The sequence below is a fragment of the Thauera sp. genome (assembly GCF_035444905.1).
GTDB lineage: Bacteria > Pseudomonadota > Gammaproteobacteria > Burkholderiales > Rhodocyclaceae > Thauera.
In genome coordinates this window covers 112,328-126,952 of sequence record NZ_DAOMPS010000003.1, presented here as the reverse complement: position 1 = coordinate 126,952, position 14,625 = coordinate 112,328, and the positions used below count along the sequence as shown (strand labels likewise).

The following is a 14,625-nucleotide window of genomic DNA, read 5'->3' as shown; positions in this document are numbered from 1 at the left end:
ATCATCGTGCCGATACTCGACGAAGCGGCGGCGCTGCCGGGGCTGCTGGCGCATCTTGCGCAGTGGCGGGCGCGCGGCTGCGAGGTGCTGCTGGTCGATGGCGGTAGCGAGGACGACTGCGGCGCCATGGCGCGCGCTGCGGGCTTCACCGTGCTGGAGGCTGAACGCGGTCGCGCGCGGCAGATGAATGTCGGAGCCGCGGCGGCGCATGGCGAGGCGCTGCTGTTCCTGCATGCGGATACCCGTTTGCCGGTGGATGCCGATGTGGCGGTGCGCGCGGTGCTGGCCAAGGATCGCTGCGCCTGGGGGCGCTTCGACGTGCTCATCACCGGGCACCCTCCGATGCTGCGCGTGGTCGCCGCGCTGATGAACCTGCGCTCGCGCTTGACCGGCATTGCCACCGGCGACCAGGCGATCTTCGTGCGGCGCGACGTCTTCGAGGCGGTCGGTGGCTTCCCGGACCAGCCGCTGATGGAGGATGTCGAGCTCTCGCGCCGGCTGCTGCGCACATCGCGGCCGGCCTGCCTGCGCGCGCGGGTCAGCACCTCGGGGCGGCGCTGGGAGCAGCGCGGCGTGTGGCGCACCATCTTCCTGATGTGGCGGCTGCGCTGGGCCTACTGGCGCGGCGTGCCGGCCGAGCGTCTGGCGGACGCCTACCGGTGAGCGCGACCCGCATCGTGGTGTTCGCCAAGGCGCCGCAGCCAGGGCGGGTGAAGACACGGTTGATTCCCGCGCTCGGCGCCGAAGGGGCGGCGTCGCTGGCGGCGCGCATGCTGATACACGCCTTGAGTGAGGCCTTGCTGAGCGGGGTGGCGGCGGTCGAATTGTGTGCCACGCCGTCCCCTGCGGATGCCGCATGGCGCGGCGTCGAACTGCCGGACGGGCTGGTGCTGACGGCGCAGGGCGAGGGCGATCTCGGTGCACGCATGGCGCGCGCGGCGCAGCGCGTGATCGAAGCGGGCGAGGCCGTGCTGCTGACCGGTACCGACTGCCCCGGGCTCGACGCCGCCTGCCTGCGCCGGGCCGCGAATGCCCTGTGCGAGACCGACGCGGTCATCGGCCCCACCGCCGATGGCGGCTATGCCTTGCTCGGGCTGCGCCGCTTCGATGCCAGCCTGTTCGAGGACATCGCCTGGAGCACGCCCGCCGTGGCACGCGTCACGCTGGCGCGGCTGGACGCGCTGGGCTGGTCGCGCACCCGCCTGCCATTGCTCCATGACATCGACGAGCCCGCCGATCTGGTGCATCTGCCGGCGGGGTGGTGAGGGCACCCGCGGGGCAGCGGGCGCGCAGCCTTGTCCGTTTCCGGCACAATCGGGCATGACTTCATCCAACCGGAGCGACTGGCCGTGACCATCCACCCCTTCCTGCTGTTCCTGCACATCGCCGGCGTCGTCGTCTGGGTGGGCGGCATGTTCTTCGCCTACGTCTGCCTGCGTCCCGAGGCCGCCAGCCAGCTCGAGCCGCCGCCGCGGCTGCGCCTGTGGCGCGGCGTGCTGGCGCGCTTCTTCACCTGGGTGTGGGTGGCAGTGGCCGCGGTGCTGGCGAGCGGGCTGGCGCTGCTGCTGCGTATCGGCTTCGCGGCGGCGCCGCTCTACCAGCACATCATGTTCGTGATGGGGCTGGTGATGATCGCGATCTTCGCCTACGTCTTTTTCGTGCCGTATGCGGGCTTGGGCAAGGCGGTCGCCGGCGAAAACTGGAAGGCGGGCGGCGCGGCGCTGGGTCGCATCCGGCAACTGGTGGGCACCAACCTGACGCTTGGTTTCCTGACCATCGCGATGGGCACGCTCGGGCGCTGGCTGGGCTGAGCGGCACGGGCGGCGCCCGGTGTCGTGGATTACCCGTATCACGCCGTCGTCGGGCTATGCCGCGCAGGCCGGCGATGCAACAATCGCCGGGCCTGTCTGCAGCCATCCACCCCTACCCGGAGATGCCACGAATGAAGACCCCCCGTGTTGCCGCTGCACTGTCGATCGCGACCGCCGCCCTCGCCGCACTGGCCGCCGGCCCGGCCGCCGCCGAAACCGTGCGCTGGGCCGCCGCTGGCGACGCCCTGACGATGGATCCGCACTCGCAGAACGAGGGCCCGACCCACGTCATGAACCACCAAGTATATGACTCGCTGGTGTTCCGCGATCAGGCCATGAAGCTGGCGCCGCGGCTGGCGACCTCGTGGCGCATCACCGACGACCCGACGGTATGGGAGTTCAAGCTGCGCGAGGGGGTGAAGTACCACAACGGCAACCCCTTCACCGCCGATGACGTGGTGTTCTCGATCATGCGCGCCAAGCACGACAACGCCGACATGAAGGGGCTGCTGACCACCGTGGTCGAGGTGATCAAGGTCGATGATCACACCGTGCAGATGCGCACCGACGGCCCCAACCCGCTGCTGCCGAACAACCTCACCAATCTCTTCATCATGGACAGGGAGTGGGCCGAGGCCAACAAGGTGACCGTGCCGCAGAACTACAAGGCCGGCGACGAGACCTTCGCGGTACGCAACGCCAACGGCACCGGGCCCTTCCGCCTGGTCAAGCGCGAGCCGGACGTGCGCACCGAGCTCGAGCGCAACGAGGACTACTGGGGCAAGGGCATCTTCCCGATGGAAGTCAGCAAGGTGGTGTTCACGCCGGTGCGCTCGGCCGCCACCCGCGTAGCCGCGCTGCTGTCGGGCGAGATCGACTTCCTGCTCGATCCGCCGGTGCAGGACCTCGAGCGCCTGTCGGCCGCCAAGGGTCTGGTGGTGCGCTCCGGGCCGGAGAACCGCACCATCTTCTTCGGCATGCAGCAGGCCCTGCGCGAGCTGCGCAGCTCGGACGTGAAGGGCAGGAACCCCTTTGCCGACAAGCGCGTGCGCGAGGCGATGAACATCGCCATCAACCGCGAGGCGGTCCAGCGCGTGGTGATGCGCGGCCAGTCGGTGCCCGCCGGCATCGTCGCGCCGCCCTTCATCGATGGCTACGACAAGGCGCTGGACGTGGTGCCCGCCACTGACGTCGCGCGCGCCAAGGCCCTGCTGGCCGAGGCCGGTTACCCGAACGGCTTCTCGGTGACGCTCGCCTGCCCGAACGACCGCTACGTCAATGACGAGGCGATCTGCCAGGCGGTGACCGGCATGTTCGGCCAGATCGGCGTGCGCGCCCGCCTCAGCGCCCAGCCCAAGAGCATCCACTTCGCCGAGCTGCCCAAGGGCGAGTACGACCTCTACATGCTGGGCTGGGGCGTGCCGACGATGGACTCGCACTACGTCTTCCACTACCTGTTCGAGACCAAGAGCGACAAGGGCGGGGCGTGGAACTTCAGCGGCTATTCCAGTCCGCGTGTCGATGAACTGGTCACGGCGATGACCCGCGAGATCGACCCCGACAAGCGCGCCGGCATGGTCGCCGAGGTGTGGAAGACGGTGCAGGACGACGTGGTCTATCTGCCGATCCACCACCAGATGCTGAACTGGGCAATGAAGGACAACATCGACTTCCCGGTCCAGTCCGAGAACTATCCCTACTTCAAGCTGCTGAAGTTCAGGAAGTGAGCGTCCGCGCCGTGCCCGCCCTCGCGGCGGCGCACGGCGCCCCGCAGGCTTCCGTCCCGATCCGTCGCGCCCGGCGCGTCCTACCTCAAGGCCCTAATGCTCGCCTTCATCCTGCGCCGCCTGCTGCAGTCCGTCCTCGTCATGCTGACGGTGGCGCTGGTGTCCTTCGGCCTGTTCCGCTTCATTGGCGACCCCATCAACAACATGGTCGGTCAGGAGGCGACGATGGCCGAGCGCGAGGCCTTGCGCGAGTCGCTCGGGCTCAACGACGCGGTGCCGGTGCAGTTCTTCCGTTTCGTCGCCAACGCCGCGCGCGGCGAGTTCGGCGTGTCCTACCGCATGGCGAGGCCGGTGGCGGACGTGATCGCCGAGCGCCTGCCGGCGACGCTCGAGCTGGCGCTGATTTCGGGCGTCGGCGCGCTGGTGATCGGCATCGCGCTCGGCGTGTATACCGCGCTGCGCCGTGACGGCTGGTTGAGCCACGCGATCATGGGCCTGTCACTGGTGGGGGTGTCGCTGCCCACCTTCCTGATCGGGATCCTGCTGATCTACGTGTTCGCCGTGGAGCTGAAGGTGCTGCCCGCCTTCGGCCGCGGCGAGGTGGTCGCGCTCGGCGGGTGGACGACCGGGCTGCTCACCACCTCGGGCCTGAAGTCGCTGATCATGCCGGCGATCACGCTCGGCCTGTACCAGCTCACGCTGATCATGCGCCTGGTGCGCGCCGAGATGCTCGAGGTGCTGCGCACCGACTACATCAAGTTCGCGCGTGCACGCGGCCTCTCCAACCGCGCCGTGCATTTCGGCCATGCGCTCAAGAACACCCTGCTGCCGGTGATCACCATCACCGGGCTGCAGATCGGCTCGATCATCGCCTTCGCCATCATCACCGAGACGGTGTTCCAGTGGCCGGGCGTGGGCCTGCTCTTCATCACCGCGGTGCAGTTCGTCGACATCCCGGTGATGGCCGCCTACCTGGTGCTGATCGCGCTGATCTTCGTCGTCATCAACCTGATCGTCGACCTGCTGTACTTCGTCGTCGATCCGCGCCTGCGCGTGCAGCGCAGCGGCCGCGGCCACTGAGTCCCTGCCCATGCCTGGCGCGCCCTCCGCATCCGATCCGTCGTCCCCGACCGCTCGGGCACGGCCCTCGCGCTGGGCACGCTTCGTCGACAGCGACCTCTTCTACAGCTTCACCCATTCGCCGGTGACGGTGGTCTCGGCCCTGGTGACGCTGGTGATCTTCGCTGCCGCCCTGCTGGCGCCGGTTATTGCGCCGCACAACCCCTTCGACCCGGCCACGCTGAACCTGATGGACGGCTTCACGCGGCCGATGCAGGCCAACGAATTCACCGGCAACGTGTATTGGCTGGGGACCGACGCCCAGGGTCGCGACCTGTTCTCGGCCATCCTGTACGGTTCGCGTGTGTCCATCCTGGTCGGCGTTGCGGCGGTGGCCTTTGCCGCGCTGCTCGGCATCACCCTCGGCCTCATCGCCGGCTACCGCGGCGGCTGGGTCGATAGCCTGATCATGCGCATCGCCGACGTGCAGCTGAGCTTCCCGGCGATCCTGGTGGCGCTGCTGATCTTCGGCGTGTTCAAGGGTGTGGTGCCGCCGGCGCTGCAGGACAGGATGGCGATCTACGTGCTGGTGGTGGCGATCGGCCTGTCGGACTGGGTGCAATACGCGCGCACCGTGCGCAGCTCGACCCTGGCCGAGAAGAACAAGGAGTACGTGCAGGCCGCGCGCGTGATCGGCGTACCGGCACGGACGATCCTGCTGCGCCACATCCTGCCCAACGTGATGGGGCCGGTGCTGGTGATCGCCACCATCGGCCTGGCGCTGGCCATCATCCTGGAGTCGACGCTGTCCTTCCTCGGCGTCGGCGTGCCGCCCACCCAGCCCAGCCTGGGCACGCTGATCCGCGTCGGCCAGGACTTCCTGTTCTCGGGTGAGTGGTGGATCGTGTTCTTTCCCGGCCTCACCCTGCTGCTGCTCGCGCTGGCGGTGAACCTGCTCGGCGACTGGCTGCGCGATGCGCTCAACCCGAGGCTGCGCCGATGAGATCGAGATCGCCCGCGGTGTACCAGGTGCCGGCGCGCGAGGGCGTGCCGCTGCTGTCGGTGCGCAATCTGCGCATCGAGTTTTCCTCCCGGCGCGGCACCCTGGTGGCGATCGACGACGTCTCCTTCGACATCGCGCGTGGCGAGGTGCTGGGCGTGGTCGGCGAGTCGGGTGCCGGCAAGTCGCTCACCGGCGCCGCCATCATCGGCCTGCTCGAGCCGCCCGGGCGCATCGCCGCCGGCGAGATCCTGCTCGACGGCGAGCCCATCCACGCCCTGCCGGCCGAGCGCCTGCGCCGCCTGCGCGGGCGCCGCATCGCGATGATCTTCCAGGACCCGCTCACCAGCCTGAACCCGCTGTACACGGTCGGCCAGCAGCTGGTCGAGACCATGCTCACCCACCTCGAGCTGTCCGATCGCCAGGCGCGCGAGCGCGCGATCGAGCTGCTCGACGAGGTCGGCATCCCGGCGCCGCGCCAGCGCATCGACCATTACCCGCACCAGTTCTCCGGCGGCATGCGCCAGCGCGTGGTGATCGCGCTGGCGCTGTGCGCCGAGCCCGAGCTGATCATCGCCGACGAGCCGACAACCGCGCTCGACGTCTCGGTGCAGGCGCAGATCATCGCCCTGCTGCGCCGGCTGTGCCGTCAGCACCACACGGCGGTGATGCTGATCACCCACGACATGGGCGTGATCGCCGAGACCGCCGACCGCGTCGCCGTGATGTACGCCGGCCGGCTGGCCGAGATCGGCCCGGTCGAGGAGCTGGTGCGCCGGCCTGCGCACCCCTACACCCGCGGCCTGATGGGCTCGATCCCGGTGCTGGGGGCGGACGTGCGCCGGCTGGTACAGATCGACGGCGCCATGCCGCGCCTGAATGCCGTCCCCGCTGGCTGTGCCTTCAACCCGCGCTGCGCGGAGGCTTTCGAGCGCTGCCGGCGCGAGCGGCCCGATCTGATGGCGGCTGGCGCGACGCGCGCGGCCTGCTGGCTGTATGACGGCGAGCAGGCCGCGCCAGCCGGGCTGGGGGCTGCGGTCAGCGCGTCGGGAGGCGAGGCATGAGCATCATCGAGCGGGCGCTGAACAAGGCCAAGCAAGAGGACAGGGAGGCGGTCGAGACCGCCGAGGGCCTGACCCATCAGCCCGCAGTGGAAACGCCCGCTCCGCCACTGCCGGTGGATGAGGTGCAGGCGCCCGGTGCAGCGCTGCTGCCAGCGGGCGAACAGGCAGCGCCCCGCGTCGAGCGGGCGGCGCACGAGCCCGAGGCCCGGCCGCTGCTGCGCGTCGAGGACCTGCGCTGCGCCTTCGACGTCTCCAGGCCCTTCCTCAACCGCCTGTTCGAGCGCGAGCCGCGGCGCTGGCTGAAGGCGGTCGATGGTGTCTCCTTCGACATCGCGCGCGGCGAGACCTTCGCCCTGGTGGGCGAGTCGGGCTGCGGCAAGTCGACCGTGGCGCGGCTGATCGTCGGCCTCTACGAGCCTTCGGCCGGGCGCATCGTGTTCGATGGCCGTGACGTCGCCCTGGTCACGCGCGCGGCCGAGCGCCAGAAGCTGCGCCGCCGCTTCCAGATGATCTTCCAGGACCCCTACGCCAGCCTCAATCCGCGCTGGCGGGTCGAGCGCATCATTGCCGAGCCGATCCGCGTGTTCGGGCTCGAGCGCGACGACGCGGCCATTCGCGCCCGCGTCGCCGAGCTGCTCGACCAGGTCGGGCTGTCGCCGGCCGATGGCAGCAAGTATCCGCACGAGTTCTCCGGCGGCCAGCGCCAGCGCATCTGCATCGCGCGCGCGCTCGCCAACCGCCCCGAGTTCCTGGTGTGCGACGAGCCGACCTCGGCGCTCGACGTCTCGGTGCAGGCGCAGATCCTCAACCTGATGCGCGACCTGCAGGACGCGCTCGGCCTCACCTACCTCTTCATCAGCCATGACCTCGCGGTGGTGCGCCACATGGCGAACCAGGTCGGCGTGATGTACCTCGGCCGCATCGTCGAGCTCGCCAGCCGCCGCCGGCTGTTCGAGCGCCCGCGCCATCCCTACACTCGCATGCTGCTGGCGACCATCCCCAGCCTGGACATGCGCGGCCGGCGCGAGGAGCTGGTGCGCGGCGAGGTGCCCAACCCGATCACGCCGCCGCCGGGCTGCAGCTTCCATCCCCGTTGCCCGCTCGCCGATGCGCGCTGCCGCAGCGAGGCGCCGGTCCTGCACGCGCTCGACCAGGGCCAGCGGGTGGCCTGCCATGCGGTGGAAGAGGGGCGCGACGCAGTGCTGGACGAGGCGGACGCGGGTTCCAGCGCGAGGCGGGAGACGACATGAGCAGTGAGGTGCAGGGCCGCGCCCAGACCGGGCCGAACGCGGCGGCCCCGCCGGCGCTGGCCGTGGTGATAGGCGGTGGCGGCATCGGCGGCGCGCTGGCCGCGGCGCTGCGGGCCGACCCGGCCTTTGCCGAGGTGCTGGTGTTCGGCCGCGGCAGCACGCCGGCGCTCGATCTGCGCGACGAGGCCAGCATCGCCGCCTGCGCCCGCGTCGTCGCCGGGCGCGGCGTACCGCGGCTGGTGTTCGATGCGACCGGCTTCCTGCACGGCGCGGGCTTCAGCCCGGAGAAGAGCCTGCGCCAGCTCGATCCGGCCCATCTCGCCCATGCCTTCGCGATCAATGCCATCGGCCCGGCGCTGCTGATGAAGCATTTCCTGCCGCTGCTGCCGACAAGCGGGCGGGCGCTGTTCGCCACCCTGTCGGCCAAGGTCGGCAGCATCGGCGACAACCGCTTGGGCGGCTGGTATGCCTACCGCGCCTCGAAGGCGGCGCTCAACCAGCTCGTGCGCACCGCGGCCATCGAGCTGCGCCGGCGAAATCCGGCGGCAATCTGCGTGGCCCTGCATCCGGGCACGGTCGATACCGCGCTGTCGGCACCCTTTGCCAAGGCCGGCCTGCAGGTGCAGCGCCCGGCGCAGGCCGCCGAGCGCCTGCTCGGCGTGCTGGCGGGGCTGGGGCCGCAGGATTCGGGCGAGTTCTTCAGCTACCGCGGCGAACGCCTGCCGTGGTAATGGTGCGCGAGGGCCAGTCCATGTCCGGCGACACTGCAGGCGTGTGGGCGCGGCGGTGTCGGCGGTGGAGGTGAACGCAATGGAGGTGAAGACCGTGGAGGCAGACGTGAGGACGAAGGCAATCGTTACCGGACACAGCCGCGGCCTGGGCGCGGCGCTCGCCGAAGAACTGCTGGCGCGCGGCATCGGCGTGCTCGGCCTGGCCAGGCAGCCCAACGCGGCCCTGGCCGCCGCCCACCCCGGCTTGCTGCGCGAGCAGCGTCTCGATCTCGCCGACAGCGCCGCGCTCGCGGCCTGGCTCGCCGGGCCCGCGCTGCGCAACTGGCTGGCGGGAGCAGAGACCGTGTTGTTGATCAACAATGCCGGCACCCTGCAGCCGATGGCGCTGCTGCCCGCGCAGGACCCGGCGGCGGTGGCGCAGGCGATTGCGCTCAGCGTGGCCGCGCCGCTGATGCTGTCCGCGGCCCTGGTGGCGGCCAGCCCTGCGGCAGGCGAGCGTCGCATCCTGCATGTTTCGAGCGGTGCAGCGCGCAAGCCCTATGCCGGCTGGAGCGTGTACTGCGCCGGCAAGGCGGCGCTCGATCACCACGCACGCGCGGTGCAGGTCGAGGCCAGCCCAGGCGTGCGCATTTGCAGCCTGGCGCCGGGGGTGCTCGACACCGCGATGCAGGGCGAGATCCGCGCCACCACCACCGAGTACTTTCCGCTGCGCGACCGCTTCGTCGAGATGCAGCGCAGTGGCGGCCTGGTCGCGCCCGCGGAGTGCGCCATGCACCTGGTCGACTACCTGCTGGATGCGGACTTCGGCCGTGAGGCGGTGGCCGACCTGCGCGACCTGATGCAGTGACGGCATGCATCCCGGGATGAGCCCGTGGCGGTCCTGAAGATCCGCCTGCTGCGGTTGCTGATCTGGGTGCGCCGGCACCCGGGTCTGGTCGCGGCCTTCGGCTTCGTGTCCGGTGTGCTGAGCTTCTGGCTGATCGAGCGTCACGAGGGCGTGGGGCGCGCGATGGCAGCGGCGATGCTGGTGGCCTGGCTGCTGCTGGTGCTCGAGCGGGTGCTGAGCAATGCGCTGGCGGCGCGCTTCGGCTTCGGCCTGCCGCCGGTGCTGCTGCGCTACCTGACCCAGTTCACCCACCAGGAAAGCCTGTTCTTCGCGCTGCCCTTCTTCATCGCCAGCACCTCGTGGAACAGCGGTCAGGCGCTGTTCTCGGGCGCTGTCGTGCTGGCGGCGCTGGTGGCCATCGTCGACCCGGTGTACTACCGCCGGCTGGCGCCACGGCGCTGGCTCTTCCTCGGCTATCACACCTTCACGCTGTTCGTGCTGCTGCTGGTGGCCCTGCCGCTGATCCTGCGCCTGCCGGCGATGACGAGCTACCAGCTCGCGCTCGGCGTGGCGGTGCTGCTGTCCTTTCCGACCCTGGCCGGTTCCATCACCGTGCCGCGCTGGTGGCGCGGGCTGCTGGTGCTGGCGTTGTTGGCCGCGCTCGGCGCGGCCGGCTGGTTCGCCCGCCTGTGGGTGCCGCCCGCCACCCTGAGGATGACCGAGATGGCGCTCACCACCGCGATGGACATCGTCGAACGCCGCCCGCAACAGACGCTCGCACGCATCGGCGCGGCGCAGTTGCGCCAACAGGGCCTGTATGCCTACACCGCCATCCATGCGCCGCTCGGCCTGCGCGAGCGCGTGCGCCACGTCTGGCTGCACGACGGCAAGGAGGTTGACCGCATCGAGCTCGAGGTCAGCGGCGGCCGCGCCGAAGGCTACCGGGCGTGGACGCGCAAGCTCAATTTCCCCGAGCACCCCGAGGGGCGCTGGCAGATCCGCGTGCTGACCGACGACGACCGCATGATCGGCACCTTGCGCTTTCGCGTCGATCCCTGAGCGGCGCCTGCCCTCAGCTCAGCAGATGCGTTCCCACAGGCTGGTTTCGTCCTCGAACTGGTCGAGCTCGAGGCCCTTGAAGTCGCTGCGTGACACGATGCCGACGACCTTGCCGTCGGTGACCACCGGCAGATGGCGGTAGCCGCCATCGCACATCATGCGCAGGGCCTCGATCGCGGTGCGCTCGGGGGCAATGGTGTCGGGCTTGGCGGTCATGACCTCGGACAGATGCACGCGCGCGGCGTCGCCGTGGCGCGCCAGCACCTGCACCGCATCGCGGCCGGTGAAGATGCCCTTGAGGTGGGCATGGGCGTCGGTCACCAGCACCGCGCCGACGCGGCGCTCGCACATGTGCTGGCAGGCCACTTCCACGGTGTCCGTGGGGCGCAGCATCAGGGGGTTCTGTTCCTTGACGATGAAGGAGATGTTGCGGTTGGTCATGATGGTCCCCTGGTTCCTGTGTGTGATTTCCGTCACAGCTTAAGCGTCAAGGCGCTTGACCGCGTTGACATTTGTTAAGCCTGCACGCCATCAGCGCCATGCGGGCTCGCAAGCGTGCGCTGTGACGCGCCGCATCGACGATGGAGCTGCGCGCGCCGGGCAGGCGGGTGTAGTCTTTTCGGCATGAACACGACGCCTGCACCTTCGCCCCCCGAACCGCCCGCGAGTGCCCCGGATCAGCCCTTTCCGCTCCGTTTGCGGCGGGTGGCCATCGACACCTATCGCGAGAACGTCGCCTACCTGCATCGCGATTGCGAGATCTACCGCGCCGAAGGCTTCCAGGCGCTGGCCAAGGTCGAGGTGCGCGCCAACGGCCGCCGCGTGCTGGCCACGCTGAACGTGGTGGACGATCCGCGCATCGTGCGCTGCAACGAGATCGGGCTGTCGCTCGACGCCTTCGCCCAGCTCGGCGTGGACAACGGCCACCCGGCGATGGTGGAGCAGGCGGAGCCGCCGTCCTCGATTCCGGCGCTGCACCGCAAGATTGCCGGCGAGCGCCTCGGGCGCGACGATTTCCGTGCCATCGTGCGCGACATTGCCGAGCACCGCTATTCGAAGATCGAGCTCACTGCCTTCGTTGTCGCCAGCAACCAGGGCGAGCTCGATCGCGAGGAGGTGTACTTCCTCACCGAGGCGATGGCGGCGGTCGGCCAGCGTCTGGACTGGCGCGAGCGTCCGGTGGTCGACAAGCACTGCATCGGCGGCATTCCCGGCAACCGCACCTCGATGCTGGTGGTGCCCATCGTTGCCGCCCACGGCATGCTGTGCCCCAAGACCTCCTCGCGCGCGATCACCTCGCCGGCGGGCACCGCCGACACCATGGAGGTGCTGGCCAGGGTCGAGCTGCCGGTCGATGCGCTCGCCGACATCGTGCGCGAGCACCGCGGCTGCCTCGCCTGGGGCGGCACCGCCCACCTGTCGCCGGCCGACGACGTGCTGATCTCGGTCGAGCGCCCGCTGTCGATCGACTCGCCCGGGCAGATGGTGGCCTCCATCCTGTCGAAGAAGGTGGCGGCGGGCTCGACCCACCTCGTGCTCGACATCCCGGTTGGGCCCACCGCAAAGGTGCGCTCGATGCCCGAGGCGCAGCGGCTGCGCAAGCTGTTCGAGTTCGTCGCCGCACGCATGAACCTCGTCATCGACGTCGTCATCACCAATGGCCGCCAGCCGATCGGTATCGGCATCGGGCCGGTGCTGGAGGCGCGCGACGTCATGCGCGTGCTCGAGAACGACCCGCGTGCGCCCAACGACCTGCGCCAGAAGGCGTTGCGCCTGGCTGGGCGCATGCTCGAGTTCGACCCCGACGTGCGCGGCGGCGACGGCTTCGCCATTGCGCGCGACATTCTCGACTCCGGCCGTGCGCTGGCCAAGATGGACGCGATCATCCGCGCCCAGGGCGCGAAGCCCTTCGACCACAACACCCCCGCGCTGGCGCGCCTCAGCTTCGAGGTGCTGGCCGAGGCCGATGGCCTGGTCACCGGCATCGACAACCTGCAGCTCGCCCGCATCGCCCGCGTCGCCGGCGCGCCCAAGGTGCAGGGGGCGGGAGTGGACCTGCTGAAGAAGCTCGGCGACCCGGTCGCCCGTGGCGAGGTGCTGTATCGGGTGTATGCGGACTATGCGGCCGACCTGGAATTCGCCCGCCAGGCCAGTGCGCGCGCCTCCGGCTACACGGTCGGCGCGGCCGCAGAGCTGTCACACCTGTTCGTGGAGTTCTGAGCCGGCCGCGCGGCGCGCGCTTCAGGCAGACGGCGCCCCGGGCCCTCAGCCCAGGCGCAGCGTCAGGCTTGCGCGCTCGATGGCGAGCTCGGCGGCGATGCCGGACTCCACGCACAGGGGCTGCGCCGGCCAGGCATCGAGTGCCGGCGGCGCGATCAGCAGCGAGAAGCGCCCCGTCTCGATGCCGGTCGCCGGCAGGGCCTGAGCGCCGAGATGGAAGGACGGCCGGCGCGCCGAGCCATCGGCGGTGCCGTCGGCGCTGTCGTCGAGTAGCCAGGCAAGCTGCAGCCTGAGCGCAAGCCCGCGGCCCTCGGGGTCGCCCGCGTCCCGGTGCAGGCGCCAGGCTTCGCCCTCGCTGCCGCTCAGCCAGATGCCGCGCCCTTCCTGCAGCCCCACTTCGATACGCAGCGCTTGCGCCTGCAGGTCGAGTGCCGGCCAGCGCACCGCGAGCCTCAGCGCGCCGGCGCTGGCGGTGTCGAGGTCGAAGCCTTGCGTGAGCAGGGCCGGCGCACCGCGCCGGGCGTCGGCGGGCAGCACACGCAGGCTGCCGCGCAGGCGTGCGGACAAGGGATGCCAGCCCAGGGCCAGGCCGGCCACGCGGCTCGGTGTGGGCAGCGCCAGGCGACCCTCGACGCGCTGATCCTCCTCCAGCAGCAGGCCCTGGCGCGCGTCGGTGCCGGACGCGGCGGGCTCGGCTCCCACGGCCGGCGTGTCGGCGCAGCGGATGCGCCCGCCAAGCTGCAGCGCGCGCCGGGCGCCCGTCGGCGGCGGGGGCAGGGCGAGCGCCAGGCGGGTGTGGCGAGTGCCGTCGAAGACGAGCCGCAGCCCGTCCGCGGTGGTGTCCTGGTCGGCATCGGTGTCGGCATCGGCGGCCGCAGGCGCGGCAAGCAGATCGTATTCGGCGTCGAGGGCGAGCGCGGCATGCGGCACGCTGAGCAGGCACGGTGCGTCGGATTCGATGTCCAGGCGCAGGCCGGGCAGATCGGCACCGGGCGGCAGCTTGCGGCAGGTGGCGACGATCTGCTCCAGGGCGGCGGCCCATTCCTGGGCGAGCGCGGAGCCAGGCAGGCTCACCGGCGTGGCGTGCTCGCCCGGCTCGATCGCCTGCCACAGCAGCCGCTCCTTGCCCCCTTCCAGCAGCATCAGGCGCAGGCGCGGACTTGCCGGACGGGCGGCGATGGCGACGCCAGGGACCAGCGTCGAGGTGAGCCGCCGCTGCGCGAACGCCGCGGCCTCGGCGGCCAGCGCCGCTTCCTGCGCCTGCAGGATCTCGCCGCCCTTGGGTGGGGCTGCCGCGCGTGTCTGGGGCTGGGCGCGCGGCTTGGTGAGCATTGCCTCCCGGATCGTGTCGGCGCGTACGTTCGCAGGCAGCGGACGATCGAAGCGCACCACCAGCGGCGAGCCCTGCCAGGGCGGGGCGAGCGTGACGCCGGTCTGCCCGCGCTGCGTGGCCTCGGCCGACACCGCCTCGCCGTCGGCGCGGTGCAGGCCGAATGCGTAAGGCTTGCCCGCATGCGGGCCGTCGATGCGTACCACCGTCGCCGGCCACACGAAGGCCAGCCGTGTCTGCTGGCGTCCGTCGTCGTCGACGGCTGTAAACCAGTGCGGGTCGTCGCTCGCCAGGTTCAGCTCGCCCGGCGAGAAGCGCAGCTCGAGCTGGCTGTCGGCCAGTTGCAGGGCGCTGGCGTCGCGGCAGGCCGCGGGCAGCGGCAGCCAAAGCGAGCGGCGGAACACGACGCTGCCGGTGCCGCTGGCGAGCGGTCTGTCGAGCACGAACGTGGCACCCGCCTTAAGCTGCGTCGTGGCATTGAAGCTCGCACTCGGATAGAGGCCGAAGGGGGCGAACGCCGGAGCGGACAGGGGGGCGGACGGGCTCAC

General features: G+C 70.7%; 14 protein-coding genes. 12 read left to right on the top strand and 2 right to left on the bottom strand.

Annotation, left to right across the window (positions count from 1 at the left end):
- From PLC66_RS02600 to PLC66_RS02550, 11 genes are all read left to right on the top strand, one after another.
- On the top strand, positions 1 to 663 hold a 663-nt coding region (locus PLC66_RS02600), incomplete at its 5' end, for a TIGR04283 family arsenosugar biosynthesis glycosyltransferase (protein WP_324537623.1).
- Positions 660 to 1,265, top strand: coding sequence for a TIGR04282 family arsenosugar biosynthesis glycosyltransferase (locus PLC66_RS02595; protein ID WP_324537621.1), 606 nt, complete (start codon positions 660 to 662; stop codon positions 1,263 to 1,265). The genes PLC66_RS02600 and PLC66_RS02595, both read left to right, overlap by 4 nt.
- An 84-nt stretch (positions 1,266 to 1,349) precedes the next feature.
- Positions 1,350 to 1,811 (top strand): CopD family protein, encoded by a 462-nt coding sequence (locus tag PLC66_RS02590; protein ID WP_324537619.1) that lies wholly within the window; start codon positions 1,350 to 1,352, stop codon positions 1,809 to 1,811.
- Positions 1,812 to 1,942: 131 nt separating this feature from the next.
- Positions 1,943 to 3,538: an ABC transporter substrate-binding protein gene (locus PLC66_RS02585; protein WP_324537617.1), complete on the top strand. Its 1,596-nt coding sequence runs from the start codon at positions 1,943 to 1,945 to the stop codon at positions 3,536 to 3,538.
- A 96-nt stretch (positions 3,539 to 3,634) separates the two neighbouring features.
- Complete coding sequence (locus PLC66_RS02580) at positions 3,635 to 4,618, top strand: ABC transporter permease (RefSeq protein ID WP_324537615.1); 984 nt, start codon at positions 3,635 to 3,637, stop codon at positions 4,616 to 4,618.
- Between the two features lie 10 nt (positions 4,619 to 4,628).
- A complete protein-coding gene (locus PLC66_RS02575; protein WP_324537613.1) occupies positions 4,629 to 5,600 on the top strand; it encodes an ABC transporter permease in 972 nt (323 codons plus the stop codon).
- Positions 5,597 to 6,661, top strand: a complete 1,065-nt coding sequence (locus PLC66_RS02570) for an ABC transporter ATP-binding protein (protein WP_324537611.1) — start codon at positions 5,597 to 5,599, stop codon at positions 6,659 to 6,661. Before PLC66_RS02575 ends, PLC66_RS02570 begins: the two co-directional genes overlap by 4 nt.
- Entirely contained in the window at positions 6,658 to 7,911 is a 1,254-nt protein-coding gene (locus PLC66_RS02565) for an ABC transporter ATP-binding protein (RefSeq protein ID WP_324537609.1), read from the top strand. Before PLC66_RS02570 ends, PLC66_RS02565 begins: the two co-directional genes overlap by 4 nt.
- On the top strand, positions 7,908 to 8,642 hold the full coding sequence (locus PLC66_RS02560) for an SDR family oxidoreductase (protein ID WP_324537607.1): 735 nt from the start codon (positions 7,908 to 7,910) through the stop codon (positions 8,640 to 8,642). Before PLC66_RS02565 ends, PLC66_RS02560 begins: the two co-directional genes overlap by 4 nt.
- A 106-nt stretch (positions 8,643 to 8,748) precedes the next feature.
- A complete protein-coding gene (locus PLC66_RS02555) occupies positions 8,749 to 9,489 on the top strand; it encodes an SDR family oxidoreductase (RefSeq protein WP_324537605.1) in 741 nt (246 codons plus the stop codon).
- A 24-nt stretch (positions 9,490 to 9,513) separates the two neighbouring features.
- Complete coding sequence (locus PLC66_RS02550; RefSeq protein ID WP_324537603.1) at positions 9,514 to 10,527, top strand: DUF5924 family protein; 1,014 nt, start codon at positions 9,514 to 9,516, stop codon at positions 10,525 to 10,527.
- An 18-nt stretch (positions 10,528 to 10,545) separates the two neighbouring features.
- Here the strand turns inward: PLC66_RS02550 and PLC66_RS02545 are convergent, their stop codons facing one another.
- Positions 10,546 to 10,968, bottom strand: coding sequence for a CBS domain-containing protein (locus tag PLC66_RS02545; RefSeq protein WP_324537601.1), 423 nt, complete (start codon positions 10,966 to 10,968; stop codon positions 10,546 to 10,548).
- Between the two features lie 183 nt (positions 10,969 to 11,151).
- Here PLC66_RS02545 and PLC66_RS02540 point away from each other — a divergent pair, with 183 nt between their 5' ends.
- On the top strand, positions 11,152 to 12,747 hold the full coding sequence (locus tag PLC66_RS02540; protein WP_324537599.1) for a thymidine phosphorylase family protein: 1,596 nt from the start codon (positions 11,152 to 11,154) through the stop codon (positions 12,745 to 12,747).
- Positions 12,748 to 12,792: 45 nt separating this feature from the next.
- Here the strand turns inward: PLC66_RS02540 and PLC66_RS02535 are convergent, their stop codons facing one another.
- On the bottom strand, positions 12,793 to 14,625 hold the full coding sequence (locus tag PLC66_RS02535; protein WP_324537597.1) for a hypothetical protein: 1,833 nt from the start codon (positions 14,623 to 14,625) through the stop codon (positions 12,793 to 12,795).

Coding starts and splice junctions, on each gene's coding strand:
- PLC66_RS02565 (WP_324537609.1), top strand. CDS start 6,658: ATGAGCATCATCGAGCGGGCGCTGAACAAGGCCAAGCAAGAGGACAGG.
- PLC66_RS02540 (WP_324537599.1), top strand. CDS start 11,152: ATGAACACGACGCCTGCACCTTCGCCCCCCGAACCGCCCGCGAGTGCC.
- PLC66_RS02580 (WP_324537615.1), top strand. CDS start 3,635: ATGCTCGCCTTCATCCTGCGCCGCCTGCTGCAGTCCGTCCTCGTCATG.
- PLC66_RS02545 (WP_324537601.1), bottom strand. CDS start 10,968: ATGACCAACCGCAACATCTCCTTCATCGTCAAGGAACAGAACCCCCTG.
- PLC66_RS02560 (WP_324537607.1), top strand. CDS start 7,908: ATGAGCAGTGAGGTGCAGGGCCGCGCCCAGACCGGGCCGAACGCGGCG.
- PLC66_RS02570 (WP_324537611.1), top strand. CDS start 5,597: ATGAGATCGAGATCGCCCGCGGTGTACCAGGTGCCGGCGCGCGAGGGC.
- PLC66_RS02575 (WP_324537613.1), top strand. CDS start 4,629: ATGCCTGGCGCGCCCTCCGCATCCGATCCGTCGTCCCCGACCGCTCGG.
- PLC66_RS02585 (WP_324537617.1), top strand. CDS start 1,943: ATGAAGACCCCCCGTGTTGCCGCTGCACTGTCGATCGCGACCGCCGCC.